Origin of the sequence: Hydrogenophaga pseudoflava, assembly GCF_004353865.1 — a bacterium.
Classification (GTDB): domain Bacteria; phylum Pseudomonadota; class Gammaproteobacteria; order Burkholderiales; family Burkholderiaceae_C; genus Hydrogenophaga; species Hydrogenophaga pseudoflava.
The window spans coordinates 3,020,778-3,041,764 of sequence record NZ_CP037867.1; the positions used below are offsets into that span (position 1 = coordinate 3,020,778).

Here is a 20,987-nt window from a genome sequence, read left to right on the forward strand (position 1 = left end):
ACATCGCTGCCCGATCAACCGATACCATCGCCCCCCAAAGGGCCTTCGGCGGCCTGAAAAACGAAGAAAAACAATGGCTCTGATCGTGGTGGCGGAAGACGACGCAGGAACAATGCGTCTCATCGAGGCGGCCCTGCACCTGCAGGGGCATGAGGTGCTGACAGCCAACAACGGGCAGTCGGCGTGGATGACGATCCGGCAGTACCGGCCGGATCTGGTCGTCAGCGACATCAACATGCCGGGTGTCAACGGCTTCGACCTGCTCAAGGCGGTCCGCGAACACGCGGCCCTGCAGCAGACCCCGTTCATCCTGCTGACCTCGCTGCAGGAGCGGCGCAACATGCGCCAGGGCATGACGCTGGGCGCCGACGACTACCTGACCAAACCCGTGCACCCGCGCGAACTGGTCGACGCGGTGGCCGCCCAGCTCAACCGCAAGGCCATGCGCACCGCGGCGCTGGAGCTGCAGGTGAAGGAGGCCGTGAACGAGGCCCTGGACGAACAGGCCTGGACCCTGCAGGAGCAGTACGAACTGCGGCTGGCCCACGAGCTGAGCGAACAGTGGCCCGGCGAGGCCCAGGGCGACCGCGAGGACTTCCACCCACAGGCCACCGTGCTGTTCGCCGACATCCGCAACGACCGCGAGTGGGCCCGCGCCCTGGACCCGCAGCAACTGGCCATGATGCTCAAGCGCTACTACGAGGGTGGCGGCGACACGGTCCACCTGTTCGGCGCCACCTCGGCCCACTTTGTCGGCGACGGGTTGCTGGCGGTGTTCACCGACCGCACGTCCAAAACCTCCGCCCACCAGGGCCTGCGCGCGGTCAAGGCGGCCTTTGGTCTGCGCAAGTCGGCCGCGGCGATGCAGGGCTGGGTGCAGCAGCAGTTCCCCGACCTGGCGCTGCCGCGCTTCGAGGCGGGCATCGCCATCCACAGCGGTCCGGTGGCGATGATGCGGCTGGACGGCCTGCTGGGCGGCGCGGCCCAGGTGCTGCCGGTGGGTGAAACTGTGGTCAACGCTCTGGCGATGCAGCGCGCCGCCGTCGGCCCGCACCCGGTGACGCTGTCGATCCCGGTGCTGCGCGCGGTGACCGGGGCGGTGCAGCCCGTCTCGCGCCACTTCGTCACCCTGCCCCAGTGTCCCGAGCCGCTGGAGGTGTGCGCCGTCGACCCCCTGCCCGCGACCTGACCCATGGCCGAGCGCGACACCCCCACGCCGGCCGGCCGCCGCCGCCTCTCGATCGGCCCGGCGCTGATTGCCGCACTGGTGCTGTCGGCGCTGATCCCTGCGGTGCTGGTGTCCTGGCTGCTCTCGTCCAACAGCTCGCAGTCCATCGACACGCTGGCCGAGAATGCGATCAGCCAGGCCGCGCACCGGGTGGACGTGGGTGCGCTGGCCCATCTGGGGGAGTCGCACACCGTGGTCAACGCACTGGTGCCGCCGGTGCCCACCAGCGGCGCGGAGGCCGAGCGCACGCGCAACTGGCTGCGCGACCCGGCCGCTTTCGAGCTGATGGCCTACGCGCTGACCCAGCAGTCGCCCAACGTGCCCTATCTGTACTACGGCACCACCGACGGCAGCTTCTTCGGGCTCGAACGCGAGGAAGGCCGTTTCGTGGTGCGCGAAATCCTGCCCGGCGAGAGCGGGCGGCGCCACTACGAGATCGACGCACCGGGCGACCGCAGCCGCCTGGTCAGGACCGAGGACACCATCTACGACCCGCGCAAGCGCCCCTGGTACCAGCTGGCCGCGAGCACCGGCAAGCGCGTGTTCACCGACGTCTACCGCTCGGCGGTCAAGAAGCAGTTCGACCTGACGCTGGCCCAGCCGATCTTCGACACCGACAACCGCACCCTGCTGGGCGTGATGGCGGTGGACATGAGCCTGGCGCGCCTGACCGAGCTGATCCGCAGCACGCGCATCAGCGAACACGCGGTGACCTATCTGGTGGACGGCCAGGGCCGCATGGTCGCGTCGTCGGTGGACGAGGAACTCAGCGAACTGGTCAACGGCCGCCACCAGCGCATCACGCCGCTGCAGAGCCGCGAGCCGCTGGTGCGCGAGTCCTACACCCAGCTGTTTGCTCCCGACCGGCAGGGCTCGCGGCGCGCGCCGGGCCTGGTGCGGCTGGAGACCGAGCGCGACTGGCTGCAGCGACTGGGCCTGACCAGCAACCGCCTGATCGCGCTGCAGCGCCCCTTCGGCGCCAAGTACGAGCTGGGCTGGCAGCTGGTGGTGGTGGCACCGGAACAAGACTTCACGGCGCAGGTGCTCCAGGCCCGGCAGTGGGCGCTGCTGGCCATGGCGGCGCTCATCGGCGTCGGTGTGCTGGGCGCCTTTCTGGTCGCCCGGCGCCTGTCGGCCCAGTTCCACCAGCTCAACAAGTCCGCCACCCAGCTGGGCTCCGGCCAGGTGCCGCCGGTGCAGGAGAAGGCGCCGTTCCGGGAGGTCTACAACCTCTCGCGCGTGATGCACGACAGCGCGCTCAAGCTGCACGCCTACAACCGGGCCATCAAGCGCAAGAACAAGGCTCTGCGCGACGCCACCCTGCTGCTGGAAGAACGGGTGCGCCTGCGCACCACCGAACTGGCCACCTCGCGCGAAGAGGCGCTGGCCGCGGTGCGGGCCAAGGCCGGCTTCCTGGCGGTGATGAGCCACGAGATCCGCACCCCGCTCAACGGCGTGGTCGGCATGAGCCAGCTGCTCACCGACACCGGCCTGACACCTTCGCAGAAAGAGCTGCTGGGCGTGCTCAAAGTGTCCAGCGAACAGCTGCTGGCCGTGGTCGACGACATCCTGGACTTCTCCAAGATCGAATCGGGCAAGCTGGCACTGGAACACCTGCCGATGGACCTGCATGCGGCCATCCAGGGCGTGTGCGACATCTCCCGGCTGCGCTGCCAGGAAAAGGGGCTGGCGCTGCGCGTCGACCTGCGCCCGGACCTGCCGCGCGCCATCGTCAGCGACATCACGCGCCTGCGCCAGGTGCTGCTGAACCTGCTGTCCAACGCGGTGAAGTTCACCCACCACGGCGAGGTCTGCCTGCGGGCCTGGGTCGAGCAGGCGGGCGAACCGCTGACCCTGGGCTTCAGCGTCAGCGACACCGGGGTCGGCATCTCGCAGCAGCGGCTGGGCGAGCTCTTCCAGCCCTTCTCGCAGGGCGACACCTCGACCGCACGCGTCTACGGCGGCACCGGCCTGGGGCTGATGATCTGCCGCCATTTGGTCGAGCGCATGGGCGGACGCATCCAGGTGAACAGCCAGACCGGCGTGGGCTCGACCTTCTCGTTCACCATCCGCGCCCAGCCGGCCCGTCCCGAGGACATCGTGGCGCCCCTGGTGCCCACGCTGCAGCTGGCCCGCAGCCCCCACCGCGTGCTGGTGGTGGACGACAACCTGACCAACCTCAAGGTGGCCTCCGCCATGCTCCACCGGCTGGGCTATCCGCACGACCTGCGCGACAACGGCCTGCGCGCGGTCGAGGCGGTGGAGCAGGCCCAGCGCGAACACCAGCCCTACGCCTTGGTGCTGATGGACAGCCACATGCCCGAGATGGACGGCGCCGCGACCACGCGCCAGATCCGCGAGCGTCTGGGGCCTGCCGCCCCCATCGTGCTGGGGGTGTCCGCGTCGAGCCTGCCGAACGACCGCACCCGCTGCCTGGAAGCGGGCATGTCGGACTACCTGGCCAAGCCGCTGGAACTGCACACGCTCGGCCAGGCGCTGCAGCGCTGGATCGAGCGCGCGCCCGCGGCCGCCAGCAGTGCCACAGGCCCGGCCCCGACCCGGCCCGCTGCGCCCTGGATCAACACCGAACGCTGGACCATGCTGGGCGAGTTCGACAACGGTGCGGGCAAGGTGCGCGGCGCCATCGTCCAGGACTTCCTGGCCGAACTGGACACGCGCATGGACGACATCCGCCAGGCCATGGCCACGCGCGACCACGAGGCGCTGGGCAATGCCGCGCACCAGCTCAAGGGCGCTGCGCTCAACACCTGCGCGGCGCGGCTGGCGCAGCTGTGCGAGGCGCTGGAGACGCGTTCTCTGGCGGAAGACCCCGAGGTCTTTGCGTACGACGGGCTGCTCGACCAGGTGGCGCAGGGCACGCGCGAGGCACTGGTGACCACCTGACGGCGTTCAGCAGGCCGGTGCGCTCAGACCAGTTCCGGCGTCTGCACCGTCACAATCACGGTCTGCATGCGGCCGTTGCGCTCGCGCTGGCGCAGCCACCAGACCGAGCCCTTGCGCATGGTGCACTCGCCCTCGGGCAGGTTCAGCAGCTGGGCGATCACCTGGCCCAGCGTCGGCTGGTGCCCGATCACCAGCACCGGGCCGCGGCCCTCGGGCCAGCCCACCAGCGCCAGCACCGCGGCCGGGTCCGCCCCGGGCAGCAACTCGTCGCGCACGCGCAGCTTGCGGCCGAGCGCGTGGGCGGTCTGACGGGCCCGCTCGGCGGGGCTCACGTACACCCGGGCGCCGTCCGGCAGCTGCCGGTCCAGCCAGGCGGCCATGCGCGCGGCCTGCTTCTCGCCGCGCGGGGTCAGGCGCCGTTCCAGGTCCAGCGGGTCGCCCTGCGCGCCCTGCTCGCCATAGGGGTGGTCCTGGGCTTCGGCGTGTCGCCAGAGGATGAGGTCCATGGGGGTCACTCCTGGGAACGGTGTCCGTAGCGGGCCATCAGCGCCGCCTGGGCCGACAGGCCCGGGCCCTCGATGGCGTCGCTGGCGCGGCGGTAGTCGCCGTCCGGCTGCAGCAGCCAGGCGTCGCGCGTGTCGTGCAGATAGGCCGACAGGCACTCGTCCTTTACACGCTGGCGCAGCGCCGGGTCGGTCACCGGCCAGGCCAGTTCGACCCGCCGCAGCATGTTGCGGTTCATCCAGTCGGCGCTGGAGAGCCAGAGCTCCTCCTCGTCTCCGCACCGGAAATAGAACACCCGCGAATGCTCCAGCAGACGGCCGATCACCGAGCGCACGCGCACCCGGTCGGTCACGCCGGGCACCTGCGCCGGCAGGATGCAGGCGCCGCGCACGATGAGGTCGATCGACGCCCCACGCTGCGAAGCGATCGCCAGCGCGCGCGCCATGGGCTCGTCGGTCAGGGCGTTCATCTTGAGGATGATGCGCGCGTCCTGGCCGGACTGGGCCGCCAGCCCTGCCCGTTCGACCCGCTCCAGCATGGCCTTGTGCAGGTGGAAGGGCGCGATCAGGGCGCTCTTCAGGCGCGGCAGCCGGCTCTGGCTGGCCAGGTGCAGGAACACCTGCTCCATGTCCGCGGTGAGCGACTTGTCCGCGGTCAGGTAGCTCAGGTCGGTGTACAGGCGCGCCGTGCCGGGGTTGTAGTTGCCGGTGGAGAGGTGGCCGTAGCGGCGCAGCACCCCGCCCTCGCGGCGCGTGACCAGCAGCATCTTGGCGTGGGTCTTGAGGCCCACCACGCCATACACCACCTGGGCGCCCACCGATTCCAGCCGCTCGGCGTAGTTGATGTTGGCCTCTTCGTCGAAGCGCGCCTTGAGCTCGACCACCGCGGTCACTTCCTTGCCGCGCCGCACCGCCTCGCGCAGCAGCTCGATCATCTCGGCCTTGCTGCCGGTGCGGTAGATGGTCTGCTTGATGGCCAGCACGTCGGGGTCGTTGACCGCCTCGCGCAGGAAGGCCAGCACCGCGTCGAAGCTCTCGTAGGGCTGGTGGATCAGCACATCGCCCTGCTGCATGCGCTCGAAGAAGGACTGACCCGGCACCAGCTGGACCGGCCAGCCCGGCGTGTGCTGCTCAAAGCGCAGCGCGGGCTGGTCGACCTGGTCGATCAGCTGGTTCAGGCGCACCAGGTTCACCGGCCCGGGCACGCGGAACAGCGCCTGCGGCGGCAGGGCGAACTGCTCCAGCAGGAAGCTGGAGAGGAACTCGGAACAGCCCGCCGACACCTCCAGCCGCAGCGCCTCGCCGTAGTGGCGGTGCTGCAGACCCACACGCAGGGCGGTGCGCAGGTTCTTCACCTCTTCCTCGTCCACAGCCAGATCCGAGTGCCGCGTCACGCGGAACTGTGAAAACTCCGTCACCTGCCGGCCGGGGAACAGGTCGGCCAGGTGCGAGCGGATCAGGCTGGAAATGGAGACAAAGACCGTCTTTTTCGAACCCTTGGGCCCGGGCACGCGCACATAGCGCGGCAACACGCGCGGCACCTTGACGATGGCGACCTCGTTCTCCCGGCCGAAGGCGTCGCGCCCCTTGAGGCGCACGATGAAGTTGAGCGACTTGTTGGCCACCTGCGGGAACGGGTGCGCCGGGTCGAGGCCCACCGGCATCAGCAGTGGCTGCACCTCGCGCTCGAAAAAGGCCTTGACCCAGCGGCGCTGGGCGGCGTCGCGCTCGCCGTGCGAGACCAGCTCGACGCCCTGCTTCTGCAGCAGCGGCAGCAGCTCGTCGTTGTAGATCGCGTACTGCTGCGCCACCAGTTCGTGCAGCTGGGCGCTCAGGCGCACATAGTCGTCCGCCGTCTGCGGGCCGCGCGGCTCGTTGGCATTGAAGGCGGCCAGATGCGGCGCCATGCGCACCTCGAAGAACTCGTCGAGGTTGCTGGAGACGATGCACAGGTAGCGCAGGCGCTCCAGCAGCGGCACCTGTTCGCGCCGCGCCCAGTCCAGCACGCGTTCGTTGAAGGCCAGGATGCTGTGGTCCCGGTCGAGAAAGGTCAGGCTGGGGGTGGGCGGGTTCATCAATGACGATTATTCGACCAGCCGATGACGTTTGTGTGACAGAACGGCGCGGCGCTGCCCGGGCAGCCGCACCAGGTGGGAGAGGAACAGATCGGCCACCCGCCCCCAGCCAAAGTCCAGCGCGCGCTGGCGGGCCTGGTGGCGGCGCACGCGCAGCGCCTGCGACCAGGCCTCGCGCAGGTCGGTGTGCATCGCGCCGGCGGGGGAGTCGCCGATCACCTCCAGCGGGCCGTCCACCGGGTAGGCGGCCACGGGCAGGCCGGTGGCCATGGCTTCGAGCATCACCAGGCCGAAGGTCTCGTGCAGGCTGGGGAACACGAACACGTCGGCCGCGGCGTAGACCTCGGCCAGCTCGCGCCGCGCCAGCAGCCCCACCCAGTGCACGCCGGGGTAGCGGTCGCGCAGGGCCTGCTCCAGTGGCCCCACGCCACACACCACCTTGCTGCCCGGGACGTCCAGGTCCAGGAAGGCCTGGATGTTCTTTTCGTGCGAGAGGCGACCGACGAACAGGCTCACCGGCCGCGCCAGGTGGCCCAGCCCGGGGCATTCGCGCGGCTCGGGGTGGAAGGCGAACAGCTGGGTGTCCACGCCATGGGTCCAGTCGCGCAGGTTGGCAAAGCCCCGCTGCTCCAGCAGGCGGCGCACCCCGCCGGTGGGCACCATCACCCCGCGGCTGGGCCGGTGGAAGCGCCGCAGCAGCGCATAGCCCCAGGACACCGGTACGCCCAGCGCGAGCTGCAGCATCTCGGGAAAACGGGTGTGGAAGGCGGTGGTGAACGGCCAGCCGCGGCGCAGGCAGTGGCGCCGCGCGGCCCAGCCCAGCGGGCCTTCGGTGGCGATGTGGATGGCGTCGGGCTGGGCTTCGTCCATCAGCCGCCGCAGGCGCGCGCCCGGGAACAGGGCGAGGTCGATGCCGGCGTAGCCGGGGCACGGCCGCGTGCGGAACTGCCCGGGGTGGATCACCGTCAGCTCGTGCCCGGCGCCCTGCAGGTGCCGGACCAGCTCCACCAGCGTGGTGACCACGCCGTTGACCTGGGGCTGCCAGGCGTCGGTCACCAGCAGGATCTTCATGCGGGTGCCAGAACCCCCGGGATCGCCTGGGGCTCCTTCAGCGGCAGGGTCAGGCCGCCGTGCCCCATCGGGTGCCAGTGCACCAGCTCCAGCCGGCCGTCCTGGTGCTCGACCAGGGCCGAGAGGCTCTCGACCCAGTCGCCGTCGTTGGCGTAGAGCGTGCCGTCGATGGTGCGCATCTCGGGGCGGTGGATGTGGCCGCAGACCACACCGTGGTAGCCGCGCTCGCGCGCCTCCGCGGCCACGGCGCGCTCGAAGTCGTTGACGTGGCTGACCGCGCGCTTGACCTTGTGCTTGAGGTACTGCGAGAGCGACCAGTAGGGCATGCCCAGCTTGTGGCGAATGCGGTTGAAGTGGCGGTTGAGTTCGAGCGTCACGCCGTAGGCCCAGTCGCCCACATGGGCCAGCCACTTGGCGCACTGGATCACGCCGTCGAAGTGGTCGCCGTGGATCACCCACAGGTGGCGGCCGTCGGCGGTGGTGTGCACCGCCTCGTTGGCCACCTCAATGCCGCCGAAGTGCATGCCGTCGAACTGACGCGCAAACTCGTCGTGGTTGCCCGGCACGAACACCACGCGACAGCCCTTGCGCGCGCGGCGCAGCAGCTTCTGCACCACGTCGTTGTGCGACTGCGGCCAGAACCAGCGCCGCCGCATCTGCCAGCCATCGACGATGTCACCCACCAGGTACAGCGTGTCGCTGGGGTGGTGCTTGAGAAAGTCGAGCAAGGCATCGGCCTGGCACCCGGGCGTGCCCAGATGAATGTCCGAAATGAACACCGCACGGAGCCGATGTGCCGCCGAAGCAGGCACCTCATCCAGTGGAGCCGTGGAACCGGCTATGCCGGGCCACAGGCTCCGCCCCCCTGGGGGGGTGACGCCGAAGGCGGCGCGGGGGGGCACCACGTTCAAACTCCGAAGTGGCGCCGGTACCGCGCCGGCATCTCGGCGATGCGCATGATCATCGGCAGGTCGGCGGCGTTGAAATCAGGGTCCCAGGCCGGCGGGCCCATGACCTTGGCACCCAGGCGCAGATAGCCCTTGATCAGCGCCGGAGGGTCGACCTCCAGGGAGCTGTCCAGCCGCTCCACCGGCAGCGGCAGCCGGGGTCGCACGTGGCAGTCGATCGGGGCCATGTGCTTGTCCTTGACCTGGCGCCAGATGCTCGCCGCCGCGTGGCCGCCGCCGATCATGCCGTGCGGGCCTTCGTACTGCATGGGGATGCTGGCGCAGCCGATCATGGTGTCCAGCCGGTTGCGCTGCATGAAGGCCGCGAGCGCGCCCCACAGGGCCATGATCACGCCGCCCTGGCGGTGGTCGCGGTGCACGCAGCTGCGGCCCAGTTCCACCATGCTCTCGCGCAGCGGGCGCAGGCGCACCAGGTCGAACTCGGTGTCGCTGTAGGTGCTGCCGGCGCGCTTGGCCTGCTGGGGGGTCAGCACGCGGTAGGTGCCGATGACCTTGCGCGTGGCGCCGTCGCGCACCAGCAGGTGCTCGCAGTAGTCGTCGAACAGGTCGACGTCGTGGCCGGGCACGGCGTTGGAGAGAATGGCCCCCATCTCGCCGGCGAACACCTCGTACCTCAGGCGCTGCGCCTCACGAACCTCGTCCAGGTGCCGCGCCCAGCCGACGTCGATGCCGGCCGGCGCCTGGACCACCGCACCGGGGACCACCACCGCAGCGGGAGCGTCCGTGCGTGGGTGAAGTGACCTCCGGAAGTCGGGCAGCGGCGACAGGTCCAGCGTCGGGGTGGGCAGTTCTCGCATGGTGGGCTCCTGGGTGGGGATGGCGTCCACAACGGACGCTGGGTGGATGGATCGCTTGCTCATGGCCACGATGCTCCGGCCCCGCCATGTCCCTCCCGTGGCATCCCGATGAAACTTTTTTGACGTTGCAGGCCCGCCCCACAAACTGCCGCACAAGCGTCATCAAACTTTCACAGCCGCCGCACAGACTCCACGCGTTTTCCATCAACCCACGCGGAACCGACATGAGCCACAAAACCGAATCGCACTTCAACAACGAAGCGTCGAACACCTCCAGCAACCCGGCCTTCGAACAGGTCCTGGAAACCCGCCTGAGCCGCCGCAGCCTGTTCCGCGGCGCGGGGCTGGCGGGTGCCGCCGTGGGCGCCGCGTCTGTCACCGGCTGCGCCACCACCATGGGCAGCGACAGCGCCACCCAGCTGGACCGCCTGGGCTTCAAGGCCGTGCCCAAGAGCCTCGCCGACAAGGTGATCGTGCCTGAGGGCTACACCGCCCAGGTGATCTACGCCCTGGGCGACCCGCTGGCAGCGGGCGTGGCCCCGTTCAAGAACGACGGCACCGACACCCAGTTCGAACAGCGCGCCGGTGACCACCACGACGGCATGGAATGGTTCGGCCTGGACGCGCAGGGCAAGCCCTCGGCCAGCTACAACAGCCGCGGCATCCTGGGCGTGAACCACGAAGCCACCACCGATGAGAAGCTGGCCTCCTTCTTCATCCACGCCAACGGCGGCACCGCCACCCTGCCCCGCCCGGCCGCCGAGATCGACAAGGAACTGGCCATCCACGGCCTGTCCTTCGTCGAGGTGCAGACCGATGGCAAGCGCTGGGCCTACAAGACCAGCTCGCCGTTCAACCGCCGCATCACCACCATGACGCCGGCCGTCATCCACGGTCCGGCCCGTGGCAGCGAGCACCTGGTCACCAAGTACAGCCCCGACGCCACCGCCTGCCGCGGCACCCTCAACAACTGCGGCACCGGCAAGACCCCCTGGGGCACCTTCGTCAGCGGTGAAGAGAACTGGTTCGGCTACTTCTTCCGCGACGCCAAGGACGACGACGCACGCAAGAAGGACAAGCAGGTGCAGGCGCTCAAGCGCTATGGTCGCAAGGCGGGCGACGCCAGCCGCCACGGCTGGGAGAGCGGTGGCAGCGACGACCGCTTCGTGCGCTGGAACAACAGCGCCATCGGCGCCTCGGCCAAGGACGACTACCGCAACGAGATGAACACCTTCGGCTATGTGGTCGAGGTGGACGCATACGACACCACCGCCCCGATGCGCAAGCGCACCGGCCTGGGCCGTTTCGCCCACGAGAGCGTGGCCTTTGCCAAGCCGGTGGCCGGCCAGCCCATCGTGGCCTACATGGGCGACGACGCCCGCGGCGAGTACATCTACAAGTTCGTCTCCGACGCCAAATGGGACCCGAAGGACGCACGGCCGGCCAACCGCCTGGCCGCAGGTGACAAGTACCTGGACAAGGGCACGCTGTTCGCCGCCCGCTTCAAGGGCGACGGCACCGGCCAGTGGCTGGAACTGTCGATGAACAACCCGCAGATCGCCAACAGCTCCTACTTCGAGTTCAAGAGCAACGCCGACGTGGCCATCTTCACCCGCCTGGCCGCCGACGCCGTGGGCGCCACCAAGATGGACCGCCCGGAATGGAACGGCGTGCACCCGCGCACCGGCGAGGTCTATTTCACGCTGACCAACAACAGCGCCCGCACCGCCGCCACCGCCGACGCCCCCAACCCGCGCGTCTACACCGACATGAAGGGCAGCAAGGAGCAGAAGGGCAACGTGCACGGCCACATCGCGCGCCTGGCCGACGCCTCGCCCGCCGGTCTGACGTTCAAGTGGGACATCTATGTGTTCGGTGCCGAGGCCGACGCCGACAAGGCCACCGTCAACCTGTCCAGCCTGACCGACGAGAACGACATGTCCGCGCCCGACGGCCTGGTGTTCAGCCCGGCCACCGGCATCTGCTGGATCCAGACCGACGACGGCGCCTACACCGACAAGACCAACTGCATGATGCTGGCCGCCATCCCCGGCAAGCAGGGCGACGGCACGGCCCGCACCATCAAGCACGGCGACCGGGAAGTCACCACCTACGTGGGCAAGACCCCGACGCCGTCGACGCTGGCACGCTTCCTGGTCGGCCCCAAGGACTGCGAGATCACCGGCTGGTGCGAAACGCCCGATGGCCGCGCGGTGTTCATCAACATCCAGCACCCGGGTGAAGGCACCAAGATGGCCGACGTGACCAACCCGTCGAAGTACACCAGCCAGTGGCCTGCCAACGCCGGCTACGGAGCCGGCCAGCGCCCGCGCTCGGCCACCATCGTCATCACCAAGAACGACGGCGGCGTCATCGGCAGCTGATGGGCGGCAGCATGAACGGCGACATCCCGGCCCGGACGGACCAGCAGATCGCGCAGCTGCGCGAGGACCTGCTCGACTCGATGGACGAGGAGTTCGAGCTGGAGATGGAGGACCGGCTGGGCGAGGACGCAGGGCGCCCCGGCGCCAGCGCCTCCAGCCGCATCCACTACTTCCGCGAGCTGTTCCGGCTGCAGGGTGAGCTGGTCAAGCTGCAGGACTGGGTGGTCGCGACCGGGCACCGGGTCGTGATCATCTTCGAGGGCCGCGACGCCGCGGGCAAGGGCGGCGTGATCAAGCGCATCACCCAGCGGCTGAACCCGCGGGTCTGCCGCGTGGTCGCGCTGCCGGCGCCCAACGACCGGGAGCGCACGCAGTGGTACTTCCAGCGCTACGTGACGCACCTGCCGGCCGGCGGCGAGATCGTGCTGCTGGACCGCAGCTGGTACAACCGCGCGGGCGTCGAGAAGGTCATGGGCTTCTGCAGCGACGAGCAGTACGAGGCCTTCTTCCGCGACGTGCCCGAGTTCGAGAAGATGCTGGTGCGCAACGGCATCCAGCTCATCAAGTACTGGTTCTCGATCTCCGACGAGGAGCAGCACCTGCGCTTCATGGGCCGCATCCACGACCCGCTCAAGCAGTGGAAGCTCAGCCCGATGGACCTCGAGTCGCGCCGCCGCTGGGAGCTCTACACCAAGGCCAAGGAGGTGATGCTGGAACGCACCCACATCCCCGAATCGCCCTGGTGGGTGGTGCAGGCGGACGACAAGAAGAAGGCGCGGCTGAACTGCATCCACCACCTGCTGGGCCAGATGCCCTACCACGAGATCGAGCGCCCGGCCATCGTGCTGCCGCAGCGCGAACGGCACGAGGACTACAAACGCCAGGCGGTGCCGGTGGACATGATGGTTCCTGCCATCTACTGAATGGAGACACCACGCCGCGACCAGCGGCGTGTTTTCACCCAAATATTTCAACTATCATTGAAATATGGAAACAATAACACCCGCCGAGCAGCAGGCCCTGAGCGCCCTCACCGCCCTCTCCCAGGTGGTGCGCCTGCGCGCCTTCCGCGAACTGGTGGTGGCCGGCCCGGCCGGCATGACGCCGGGCGCCATCGCCGAGCGCCTGTACGTCGCGCCCAGCTCGCTGTCCTTCCACCTCAAGGAACTGGTGCATGCCAACCTGGTGAGCGCCGAGCCGCAGGGTCGACATCTGATCTACCGCGCCCACTTCGACCGCATGAACGCGCTGCTCGGTTACCTCACCGAGCACTGCTGCGGCGGGCAAGCATGCGAGGTCGCGCCCCCGGCCTGCACCGACTGCGGAGACCCGGCATGAACCTGGCCGACGCGCTCAACCTCGGCTGCGCCTGCCAGACGCTGGAAACGCCGCGCCTGCGCGAGCAGCTGGAGACCGAACCCGCGCTGGCCGGCCTCACCGCCCAGCTGGCCGAAAGCCACCCGCACCTGTTCTCGCGCTCGGCGGTGTTCCTGGATGCCGGGGTGATGGACCAGATCACCGACGCGGTGGCCACGCTGGAGCGCGTGATCGCCCTGCCCGGCTGGCAGCAGCAGGCGCTGGACCGCGCACCATCCATCGCCCGCCTGGACCACGGCCCCGCCGGTGTCTTCATGGGCTACGACTTCCACTTGGCCGACGGCGGGCCGCGCCTGATCGAGATCAACAGCAACGCTGGCGGCGCCTTGCTCAACGCCGCCCTGGCGCGGGCGCACCGGGCCTGTTGCGAATCGTTCCAGCAGGTGTTCGACCCGCGGGACCGGCTGCGCCACCTTGACGAGGCCTTCGTCGCCATGTTCCGCGCCGAGTGGCAGACGCAGCGCGGCGATGCGCCGCTGCGCAACATCCTGATCGTGGACGACGCGCCCGAGGCCCAGTACCTGGCGCCCGAATTCCAGATGGCGCGCGCGCTGTTCGCTGCGCACGGCCTGACCGCTGTGGTGGCCGACCCGCGCGAACTGCAGTGGCGCGATGGCGCGCTCTGGCACCCTGCCCTGCCCGCCGGCACGCCGGTGGACCTGGTCTACAACCGGCTGACCGACTTCTACCTGCAGGACGGTGGCCACGAGGCGTTGCAACAGGCCTATCTGGCCGGCGCCGCCGTGGTCACGCCCCACCCGCGCACCCACGCGCTGTACGCCGACAAGCGCAACCTGGTCACCCTGTCCGACGCCGCGCTGCTCGAACGCTGGGGCGTGAACGAAGCGGACCGTGCCCTGCTGCGCCGCGTGGTGCCCGCCACGCAGCGCGTCACCACCGACCACGCCGAGGCGCTCTGGGCGCAGCGGCGCGGGCTGTTCTTCAAACCCGCGGCCGGCTTCGGCGCCCGCGCCGCCTACCGCGGCGACAAGCTCACCCGGCGCGTGTGGAGCGAGATCCTGGCCGGCGACTACGTAGCCCAGGCCACCGTGCCGCCCAGCGAACGCCTGGTGTCGGTGGACGGCCAGACCACCCGGCTCAAGCTGGACCTGCGCGCCTACACCTACCGCGGCCAGGTGCAGCTGCTGGCCGCCCGCACCTGGGCCGGCCAGACCACCAACTTCCGCACCGAAGGCGGCGGCTTCTCACCCGTGGTGGTGCTGCCGCGCACCCTCTGACTTTTCTTGCACCCTCCACCATGAACGTCCTCTTCCTCTGCACCCACAACTCCGCCCGCTCCATCCTGGCCGAAGCGGCGCTCAACCACATGGGCCGCGTCGGCGGCGAACAGCGCTTCCGGGGCTTCTCCGCCGGCAGCAGCCCGCGCGAGAACCAGCAGCCCAACCCGCTGGCCCTGCGCGCGCTGCAGGACGCTGGCATCGCCACCGAAGGCCTCTCCAGCAAGAGCTGGGACGTCTTCGCCCTGCCCGACGCGCCGCACATGGACCTCGTCATCACCGTCTGCGACAACGCGGCGGGTGAGGTCTGTCCCTTCTGGCCCGGCCAACCGGCCACCGCGCACTGGGGCTACCCCGATCCGTCCAACGTGACCGGCTCCGAGGAAGAACGCCTGGACACCTTCAAGCAGACCCTGCTCGCGATCCGCCTCCGGCTGGAGCTGCTGATCAACCTGCCGGCCAGCGGCGTGGACCGCCTGCGCCTGCAGCAGGCCGCGCGCGACCTGGCACAGAAGGGCTGACGCGATGGGACTCTTTGAACGCTACCTCACCGTCTGGGTCGGCCTGGGCATCCTGGCCGGCGTGGGCCTGGGCCTGCTCACACCTGCCACCTTCGCCGCCATCGCCGCGGTCGAGTTCGCGCACGTCAACCTGATCGTCGCCGTGCTCATCTGGGTGATGATCTATCCGATGATGATCCAGATCGACTTCGCGGCCGTGCGCGACGTCGGCAAACGGCCGCAGGGCCTGCTGCTCACCGTGGTCATCAACTGGCTGGTCAAGCCCTTCACCATGGCGGCTCTGGGCGTGCTGTTCTTCCGCGTCGTGTTCGCAGACTGGGTCGACCCGCAATCGGCCAGCGAGTACATCGCCGGCATGATCCTGCTGGGCGTGGCGCCCTGCACCGCCATGGTGTTCGTGTGGAGCCAGCTCACCAAGGGCGACCCCAACTACACCCTGGTGCAGGTGTCGGTGAACGACCTGATCATGGTCTTTGCGTTTGCACCCATCGCCGCCTTCCTGCTCGGCGTGACCGACCTCACTGTGCCGTGGCAGACGCTGCTGCTGTCCACCGTGCTGTATGTGGTGCTGCCGCTGGTGGCGGGCGTGCTGACGCGGCGCTGGTGGCTGGCGCGCGGCGGCGAGGCGGCCGTGAACGCTTTCGTGAAGCGGCTCAAGCCCTGGTCGGTGGTTGGCCTGATCGCCACCGTGGTGCTGCTGTTCGGCTTCCAGGCCCAGACCATCGTCGCCCAACCCGCGGTGATCGGCCTGATCGCCATCCCGCTGCTGATACAGACCTACGGCATCTTTGCCATCGGTTACCTGGGTGCGCGCTGGCTGAAATTGCCGCACGACATCGCCGCGCCGGCCTGCCTGATCGGCACCTCCAACTTCTTCGAACTGGCGGTCGCGGTGGCCATTTCCCTCTTCGGCCTGCACTCGGGCGCGGCCCTGGCCACGGTGGTCGGTGTGCTGGTGGAGGTGCCGGTGATGCTCTCGCTGGTGGCCTTCCTCAACCGCAGCCAGCACAGTGCTGGAACGGCGCGGGCCAGGCCCTCGCACTGACCCCGCTCACTACAATCGACCGCAGCGACGCGGTCGTCCCCTCAGGGGCTCCGCCATGCTGCACCGACCACGCACCAAGGAGCCCCCATGCCCTCTTCACGACTGGCCCTGACCCTGGGCACCGCGACCCTCGTGCTGATGGGCTGCTCCAGCATCTCGCTGGACCAGCCTGCCCCCAAGGCGGATGCCGCTGGCAGCGGCAGCGACGTGCGGGTCGTGCGGTCCTACGACAACAGTTTCGACGGCGAAATCAGCGGCACGCCCGCGCCCGACAGCCGCTTCGCCAAGGTGAAGATCGGCATGGAGCTGGAGCAGGTCTACAAGCTCATCGGCGAGCCCGATCAGCTCTACAACCACACCACCGGCAAGAACTGGATTCCCTTCTACTTCGGCGCCGACGGCCAGCGCATCGTCACCCACTACCGCGGCGAAGGCTGCCTGACCTACAGCGCGGGCGGCGTGTTCAACGGCAAGAAGCAACTGCTGCGCATGGACGTCGACGCCGCCGGCCAGTGCTACAAGCCCTGATGTCCAGCGCACCATCCGGCGGTCTGCAAGCAGCTCCACTGCGTTTGCAGGTCCACCCCGGCGAACAAGGGCCCGCGGGTCTGGGCGTCTCGGCCTCCCTGGACCTGGTGGCGTCCGACGACGGGCCGGGCTGGCTGCTGCGCTACCGGCTGGAAGGCGACATCGACGCGCTGGCCCTTCCTCCGCCCGCCGTGGGCGCCACCGACGGCCTCTGGCGCCACACCTGCCTGGAAGCCTTTGTGCAGGACGGCGACGGTCCAAGCTACCACGAGTTCAACCTCTCACCCTCGGGGCAGTGGGCGGTCTACCGCTTCAGCGCCGAGCGCCAGCGCGTGCCCGGCGACGCGCCACCGCCCAGCGGGCCGACGATCACCACCGAACGCTCCGCCGATTCGCTGGTGCTGCAGGCCTGGCTGCCCGGCGCGCTGCTGCCCGCACGACCAACCGCCATCGGCCTGACCGCGGTCATCGAGACCCTCGATGGCCAGATCAGCCACTGGGCGTTGCACCACCCGCGCGCCGACCGGCCCGACTTCCACCACAGCGCCGGTTGGACCTTCCGCCCCGCCCTGCCCCCGTTTCCACCCGCCCCTCCGTCCGCATGAAATTCGGCCTCGAACGTTTCCTCGAAGACCCCGCCCTGCGCGCTCCGCTGGCCGGCCGCCGTGTCGCGCTGCTCGCCCACCCGGCCTCGGTCACGCGCGACCTCACCCATTCGCTCGACGCGCTGGCCGCCCTGCCCGATGTGAAGCTCAGCGCCGCCTTCGGCCCACAGCACGGCCTGCGCGGCGACAAGCAGGACAACATGGTCGAGTCGCCCGACTTCACCGACCCGCGGCTGGGCATCCCGGTGTTCAGCCTGTACGGCGAGGTGCGGCGCCCGACCGACGAGATGATGGAGACCTTCGACGTGCTGCTGGTAGACCTGCAGGACCTGGGCTGCCGCATCTACACCTTCATCACCACGCTGCGCTACGTACTGGAAGCGGCGGCCCAACACGGCAAGGCGGTGTGGGTGCTGGACCGCCCCAACCCCGCCGGCCGCCCGGTGGAAGGCACGCTGCTGCGCGAAGGCTGGGAGAGCTTCGTCGGCGCCGGCCCCATTCCCATGCGCCACGGCATGACCATGGGCGAGCTGGGCCACTGGTTCATCGACCTGCTCAATCTCGACGTCGAATACCGCGTCATCACCATGGACGGCTGGCGGCCCGACGAAGGCCCGGGCTACGGCTGGCCCATGAGCGCCGATGACCAGCGGACCTGGGTCAACCCCAGCCCCAACGCCGCCAACCTCTGGATGGCCCGAGCCTACGCCGGCACCGTGATGCTCGAAGGCACCACGCTCAGCGAAGGCCGCGGCACCACGCGCCCGCTCGAACTCTTCGGCGCGCCCGACATCGACACCACCCGCCTGCTGGCCGACATGCGCCGCATCGCGCCGCAGTGGCTGGCCGGCTGCCGGCTGCGCGCCTGCTGGTTCGAGCCGACCTTCCACAAGCACGTGGGCAAGCTCTGCGCGGGCGTACAGATCCACGTTGAAGACCCGCAGCACTACGACCACGCAGCCTTCAAGCCCTGGCGCCTGCAGGCCCTGGCCTTCAGAGCCGTGCGCGAGCAGGCCTTCGACTACCCGCTCTGGCGCGATTTCCCGTACGAGTACGAGCGCGACCGCCTGGCGATCGACCTCATCAACGGAGGACCGGCGCTGCGCGAGTGGGTGGACGACATGAACGCCACGGCCGACGATCTGGAAGCTGTCGCCGCGCCCGATGAAGCGGCGTGGACGGAAGCCCGTCGACCGTTCCTGCTCTACTGAGCGAAAAGCTGCCTGCGCCGCGGCGTGCAGCAGCCGGAGCCTGCCTAGCGCGGCGCCAACACCGCCTTGGTCACGGCCCCCATGTCGTACTGAATGACCTGCCGGACCCACGACGCCCGGGTCGTCCGCAGCTTCTCGGCCACCTGGGGCTGGCCCGAATGGAAGCGCTGCGCCACCTGCAGCGACACCAGACCCCGACCATCCGGACTCTTCACGTAGCGAAAGACGTTGAACTCCATGATGTCCTGCCCGTCGGTCCAGGTGAGAAAGTCGATGGTGGCATCGGTCTTCGCCTCGTTGCTCATCACGCTCGTGCGGGCCTGGGGATTGGCCTTCATGACCACCTGTTCAAGCCGCAAGGCAGCTGCCACCGGGTCGTTGTCCAGAAACGGCATCTGCTGGTATCGAAGGCCAACCAGCCGGGTCCAGTTGTTCAGGTTTTCCGTCGGGCGCACAAATTCCACCAGCCGGTCACCATTGGACGGGGCACCGACAAACTGCTGCGTGTAGTCCTCACCGTCAAACCGAAACCCCGAGGGCTGCGCCCACAGCGCCGCACAGGGCAGCACACACAACAAGCCAACAACCAACCTTCTTTTCATCCTCGCCCCCCTCAAAAAGCCGCCCAACCATGCGCGAAGCCTGCGGCGCGCCGCACACGTCCTTTTGTGTTCAGTCGGCGCCCAGCCACTTCTGCATGAACTGCGCCGTGCCCATCGCCGGGTCCAGCTGGTAGCCCTCGTAACCGATGCGCCGGTAGAGCTTGACCGCAGGCGCGTTGCCCGAGAGCACCTCCAATGTCATCTTCACCGCGCCGCGTTCCACTGCGATGCGCTCGGCCTCGGCCAGCATGGCCTCGGCAATGCCGCGCCCCCGGTGGCTGGCGAGCACGGCCACATCGTGCACGTTCACCAGCGGCTTGCACTTGAACGACGAAAATCCTTCGATGCAGTTGACCAGCCCCACCGGCTGCTCACCGTCGAATGCGAGCACGCTGTAGGCCTGCGGGCGCGCAGCCAGCTCACGCGCCAGGTTGTCCTTGACGAAATCGGACAGCGGCTCGCCACCACCCGCGGGGTCGCTGGCGTAGGCATCGAGCAAGGCCACCACGGCGGCCGCGTCGGACGGGTGGCCGTAGTCGGCCTGCCGGACAGAGAACGCCGCCGCCATCAGAGCGCCTTCACCGCAGCGACCAGGCGCTCGGCGCAGGCCTTGGCCTGTGCCGCATCGCGGGCCTCGACCATCACCCGCAGCAGCGGTTCGGTGCCGCTGGCGCGTATCAGCACGCGCCCCGTCTCGCCCAGTTCGGCCTCGACCGCTTTCGTCTCGGCGGCCAGCGCCGGATTGTTTTTCCAGCCTTCCTGGCCGGGCTGCAGCCGCACATTGATCAGCGTCTGCGGGAACAGGGTCACATCGGCCAGCAGCTGCGCCATGGACTGCCCGCTGCCGGCGCAGGCCTGCATCACCTGCAGCGCCGAGACCAGGCCATCGCCCGTGGTGTGTTTGTCCAGCACCAGCAGGTGGCCCGAACCCTCACCGCCCAGGATCCAACCGTGGCGCTCCAGTTCTTCGAGCACGTAACGGTCGCCCACCCGGGCGCGCACGAACTTGACGCCTTTCTTGCGGAACGCGACCTCGACAGCCATGTTGGTCATCAGCGTGCCCACCACGCCGGGCACGTCGATGTCGCGCGCGATGCGGTCCGAGGCGATCAGGTACAGCAGCTCGTCGCCGTTGAACAGACGGCCACTGGCGTCCACCAGCTGCAGTCGGTCGGCGTCGCCGTCCAGCGCCACGCCGTAGTCGGCGCCGGTCGCCTGCACCGCGGCCACCAGCGCCTGTGGGTGGGTCGCGCCCACCTCGTGGTTGATGTTTAGGCCATCGGGTGCGCAGCCGATGCGCACCACCTCCGCGCCCAGCTCGTGGAACACGGCGGGCGCGATCTGGTAGGCCGCGCCGTGGGCGGCGTCCACCACGATCTTCAGCCCCTTGAGCGTCAGGTCGTTGGGAAAGGTGCTCTTGCAGAACTCGATGTAGCGGCCGGCAGCATCGTCCATGCGGCGCGCCTTGCCCAGATTGCGCGAATCGGCCCAGACCGGGTCCTTGTCGAGCTCGGCTTCGACGGCCAGCTCCCAGTCGTCCGAGAGCTTGTTGCCCTGGGCGCTGAAGAACTTGATGCCGTTGTCACCAAACGGGTTGTGGCTGGCGGAAATCACCACGCCAAGGCTCGCACGCTGCGCCCGGGTCAGGTAGGCCACCGCGGGCGTGGGCACCGGGCCCAGCAGCACCACATCGACACCCGCCGAGTTGAAACCGGACTCCAGCGCCGACTCCAGCATGTAGCCCGAGATCCGGGTGTCCTTGCCGATCAGCACCGTCGGGTGCTCTTCGCTGCGCTTGAGCACACGCCCCACGGCGTGGGCCAGCTTGAGAACGAAGTCGGGGGTGATCGGGGCCTGACCGACGGTGCCACGGATGCCGTCGGTGCCAAAGTATTTGCGCGTCATGCGATGGATTTTAGGCGGCAGGCAA

The 20,987-nt window shown here is 69.1% G+C and carries 19 protein-coding genes; 11 read left to right on the forward strand and 8 right to left on the reverse strand.

Annotation, left to right across the window (positions count from 1 at the left end):
• Positions 1–73: 73 nt before the first annotated feature.
• On the forward strand, positions 74–1,189 hold the full coding sequence (locus HPF_RS14455) for a response regulator (protein WP_066151316.1): 1,116 nt from the start codon (positions 74–76) through the stop codon (positions 1,187–1,189).
• Between the two features lie 3 nt (positions 1,190–1,192).
• Entirely contained in the window at positions 1,193–4,132 is a 2,940-nt protein-coding gene (locus tag HPF_RS14460; RefSeq protein ID WP_133156976.1) for a hybrid sensor histidine kinase/response regulator, read from the forward strand.
• A gap of 23 nt (positions 4,133–4,155) precedes the next feature.
• Here HPF_RS14460 and HPF_RS14465 read toward each other — a convergent pair whose 3' ends face one another.
• The 5 genes from HPF_RS14465 to HPF_RS14485 form a co-directional block, all read right to left on the reverse strand.
• Positions 4,156–4,638 carry a SixA phosphatase family protein gene (locus tag HPF_RS14465; RefSeq protein ID WP_133156977.1) on the reverse strand — a complete coding sequence of 161 codons (483 nt, stop codon included), beginning with the start codon at positions 4,636–4,638 and terminating at the stop codon, positions 4,156–4,158.
• Between the two features lie 5 nt (positions 4,639–4,643).
• The gene (ppk1, locus tag HPF_RS14470) at positions 4,644–6,710 is read right to left on the reverse strand and encodes a polyphosphate kinase 1 (protein ID WP_133156978.1); all 2,067 of its coding nucleotides are present in this window, start codon (positions 6,708–6,710) and stop codon (positions 4,644–4,646) included.
• 9 nt (positions 6,711–6,719) lie between these two features.
• Entirely contained in the window at positions 6,720–7,781 is a 1,062-nt protein-coding gene (locus tag HPF_RS14475; RefSeq protein ID WP_133156979.1) for a glycosyltransferase family 4 protein, read from the reverse strand.
• Positions 7,778–8,623, reverse strand: coding sequence for a UDP-2,3-diacylglucosamine diphosphatase (locus HPF_RS14480; protein WP_424955199.1), 846 nt, complete (start codon positions 8,621–8,623; stop codon positions 7,778–7,780). Before HPF_RS14480 ends, HPF_RS14475 begins: the two co-directional genes overlap by 4 nt.
• Positions 8,624–8,688: 65 nt before the next feature.
• A complete protein-coding gene (locus HPF_RS14485; RefSeq protein WP_066260121.1) occupies positions 8,689–9,546 on the reverse strand; it encodes a GNAT family N-acetyltransferase in 858 nt (285 codons plus the stop codon).
• A gap of 224 nt (positions 9,547–9,770) precedes the next feature.
• Here HPF_RS14485 and HPF_RS14490 point away from each other — a divergent pair, with 224 nt between their 5' ends.
• The 9 genes from HPF_RS14490 (at position 9,771) to HPF_RS14530 (ending at position 18,455) form a co-directional block, all read left to right on the forward strand.
• Complete coding sequence (locus HPF_RS14490) at positions 9,771–11,930, forward strand: PhoX family protein (RefSeq protein WP_133156981.1); 2,160 nt, start codon at positions 9,771–9,773, stop codon at positions 11,928–11,930.
• 11 nt (positions 11,931–11,941) lie between these two features.
• Complete coding sequence (gene ppk2, locus HPF_RS14495) at positions 11,942–12,853, forward strand: polyphosphate kinase 2 (RefSeq protein WP_133156982.1); 912 nt, start codon at positions 11,942–11,944, stop codon at positions 12,851–12,853.
• 64 nt (positions 12,854–12,917) lie between these two features.
• Positions 12,918–13,268, forward strand: a complete 351-nt coding sequence (locus HPF_RS14500; RefSeq protein ID WP_133156983.1) for an ArsR/SmtB family transcription factor — start codon at positions 12,918–12,920, stop codon at positions 13,266–13,268.
• Positions 13,265–14,545, forward strand: coding sequence for a hypothetical protein (locus HPF_RS14505; protein WP_133156984.1), 1,281 nt, complete (start codon positions 13,265–13,267; stop codon positions 14,543–14,545). Before HPF_RS14500 ends, HPF_RS14505 begins: the two co-directional genes overlap by 4 nt.
• A gap of 20 nt (positions 14,546–14,565) precedes the next feature.
• The gene (locus HPF_RS14510) at positions 14,566–15,066 is read left to right on the forward strand and encodes an arsenate reductase ArsC (RefSeq protein ID WP_133156985.1); all 501 of its coding nucleotides are present in this window, start codon (positions 14,566–14,568) and stop codon (positions 15,064–15,066) included.
• Positions 15,067–15,070: 4 nt separating this feature from the next.
• Positions 15,071–16,111, forward strand: coding sequence for an ACR3 family arsenite efflux transporter (gene arsB, locus HPF_RS14515; RefSeq protein WP_133156986.1), 1,041 nt, complete (start codon positions 15,071–15,073; stop codon positions 16,109–16,111).
• Between the two features lie 87 nt (positions 16,112–16,198).
• The gene (locus tag HPF_RS14520; protein ID WP_133156987.1) at positions 16,199–16,639 is read left to right on the forward strand and encodes a hypothetical protein; all 441 of its coding nucleotides are present in this window, start codon (positions 16,199–16,201) and stop codon (positions 16,637–16,639) included.
• Positions 16,639–17,244 (forward strand): DOMON-like domain-containing protein, encoded by a 606-nt coding sequence (locus HPF_RS14525; protein ID WP_133156988.1) that lies wholly within the window; start codon positions 16,639–16,641, stop codon positions 17,242–17,244. Before HPF_RS14520 ends, HPF_RS14525 begins: the two co-directional genes overlap by 1 nt.
• On the forward strand, positions 17,241–18,455 hold the full coding sequence (locus HPF_RS14530; protein ID WP_133156989.1) for an exo-beta-N-acetylmuramidase NamZ family protein: 1,215 nt from the start codon (positions 17,241–17,243) through the stop codon (positions 18,453–18,455). The genes HPF_RS14525 and HPF_RS14530 overlap by 4 nt, the downstream gene beginning before the upstream one ends.
• A 44-nt stretch (positions 18,456–18,499) precedes the next feature.
• Here HPF_RS14530 and HPF_RS14535 read toward each other — a convergent pair whose 3' ends face one another.
• From HPF_RS14535 to glmM, 3 genes are all read right to left on the reverse strand, one after another.
• Complete coding sequence (locus HPF_RS14535; RefSeq protein ID WP_133156990.1) at positions 18,500–19,057, reverse strand: hypothetical protein; 558 nt, start codon at positions 19,055–19,057, stop codon at positions 18,500–18,502.
• A 70-nt stretch (positions 19,058–19,127) separates the two neighbouring features.
• Entirely contained in the window at positions 19,128–19,625 is a 498-nt protein-coding gene (locus HPF_RS14540; RefSeq protein WP_133156991.1) for a GNAT family N-acetyltransferase, read from the reverse strand.
• Entirely contained in the window at positions 19,625–20,962 is a 1,338-nt protein-coding gene (gene glmM / locus HPF_RS14545) for a phosphoglucosamine mutase (RefSeq protein WP_133156992.1), read from the reverse strand. The genes HPF_RS14540 and glmM overlap by 1 nt, the downstream gene beginning before the upstream one ends.
• Positions 20,963–20,987 lie beyond the last annotated feature (25 nt).

Bases quoted from the DNA above. Each gene is read 5' to 3' on its own strand.
- HPF_RS14455 (WP_066151316.1), top strand. From the start codon at position 74: ATGGCTCTGATCGTGGTGGCGGAAGACGACGCAGGAACAATGCGTCTC.
- HPF_RS14460 (WP_133156976.1), top strand. From the start codon at position 1,193: ATGGCCGAGCGCGACACCCCCACGCCGGCCGGCCGCCGCCGCCTCTCG.
- HPF_RS14465 (WP_133156977.1), bottom strand. From the start codon at position 4,638: ATGGACCTCATCCTCTGGCGACACGCCGAAGCCCAGGACCACCCCTAT.
- ppk1 (WP_133156978.1), bottom strand. From the start codon at position 6,710: ATGAACCCGCCCACCCCCAGCCTGACCTTTCTCGACCGGGACCACAGC.
- HPF_RS14475 (WP_133156979.1), bottom strand. From the start codon at position 7,781: ATGAAGATCCTGCTGGTGACCGACGCCTGGCAGCCCCAGGTCAACGGC.
- HPF_RS14485 (WP_066260121.1), bottom strand. From the start codon at position 9,546: ATGCGAGAACTGCCCACCCCGACGCTGGACCTGTCGCCGCTGCCCGAC.
- HPF_RS14490 (WP_133156981.1), top strand. From the start codon at position 9,771: ATGAGCCACAAAACCGAATCGCACTTCAACAACGAAGCGTCGAACACC.
- ppk2 (WP_133156982.1), top strand. From the start codon at position 11,942: ATGAACGGCGACATCCCGGCCCGGACGGACCAGCAGATCGCGCAGCTG.
- HPF_RS14500 (WP_133156983.1), top strand. From the start codon at position 12,918: ATGGAAACAATAACACCCGCCGAGCAGCAGGCCCTGAGCGCCCTCACC.
- HPF_RS14505 (WP_133156984.1), top strand. From the start codon at position 13,265: ATGAACCTGGCCGACGCGCTCAACCTCGGCTGCGCCTGCCAGACGCTG.
- HPF_RS14510 (WP_133156985.1), top strand. From the start codon at position 14,566: ATGAACGTCCTCTTCCTCTGCACCCACAACTCCGCCCGCTCCATCCTG.
- arsB (WP_133156986.1), top strand. From the start codon at position 15,071: ATGGGACTCTTTGAACGCTACCTCACCGTCTGGGTCGGCCTGGGCATC.
- HPF_RS14520 (WP_133156987.1), top strand. From the start codon at position 16,199: ATGCCCTCTTCACGACTGGCCCTGACCCTGGGCACCGCGACCCTCGTG.
- HPF_RS14525 (WP_133156988.1), top strand. From the start codon at position 16,639: ATGTCCAGCGCACCATCCGGCGGTCTGCAAGCAGCTCCACTGCGTTTG.
- HPF_RS14530 (WP_133156989.1), top strand. From the start codon at position 17,241: ATGAAATTCGGCCTCGAACGTTTCCTCGAAGACCCCGCCCTGCGCGCT.
- HPF_RS14535 (WP_133156990.1), bottom strand. From the start codon at position 19,057: ATGAAAAGAAGGTTGGTTGTTGGCTTGTTGTGTGTGCTGCCCTGTGCG.
- HPF_RS14540 (WP_133156991.1), bottom strand. From the start codon at position 19,625: ATGGCGGCGGCGTTCTCTGTCCGGCAGGCCGACTACGGCCACCCGTCC.
- glmM (WP_133156992.1), bottom strand. From the start codon at position 20,962: ATGACGCGCAAATACTTTGGCACCGACGGCATCCGTGGCACCGTCGGT.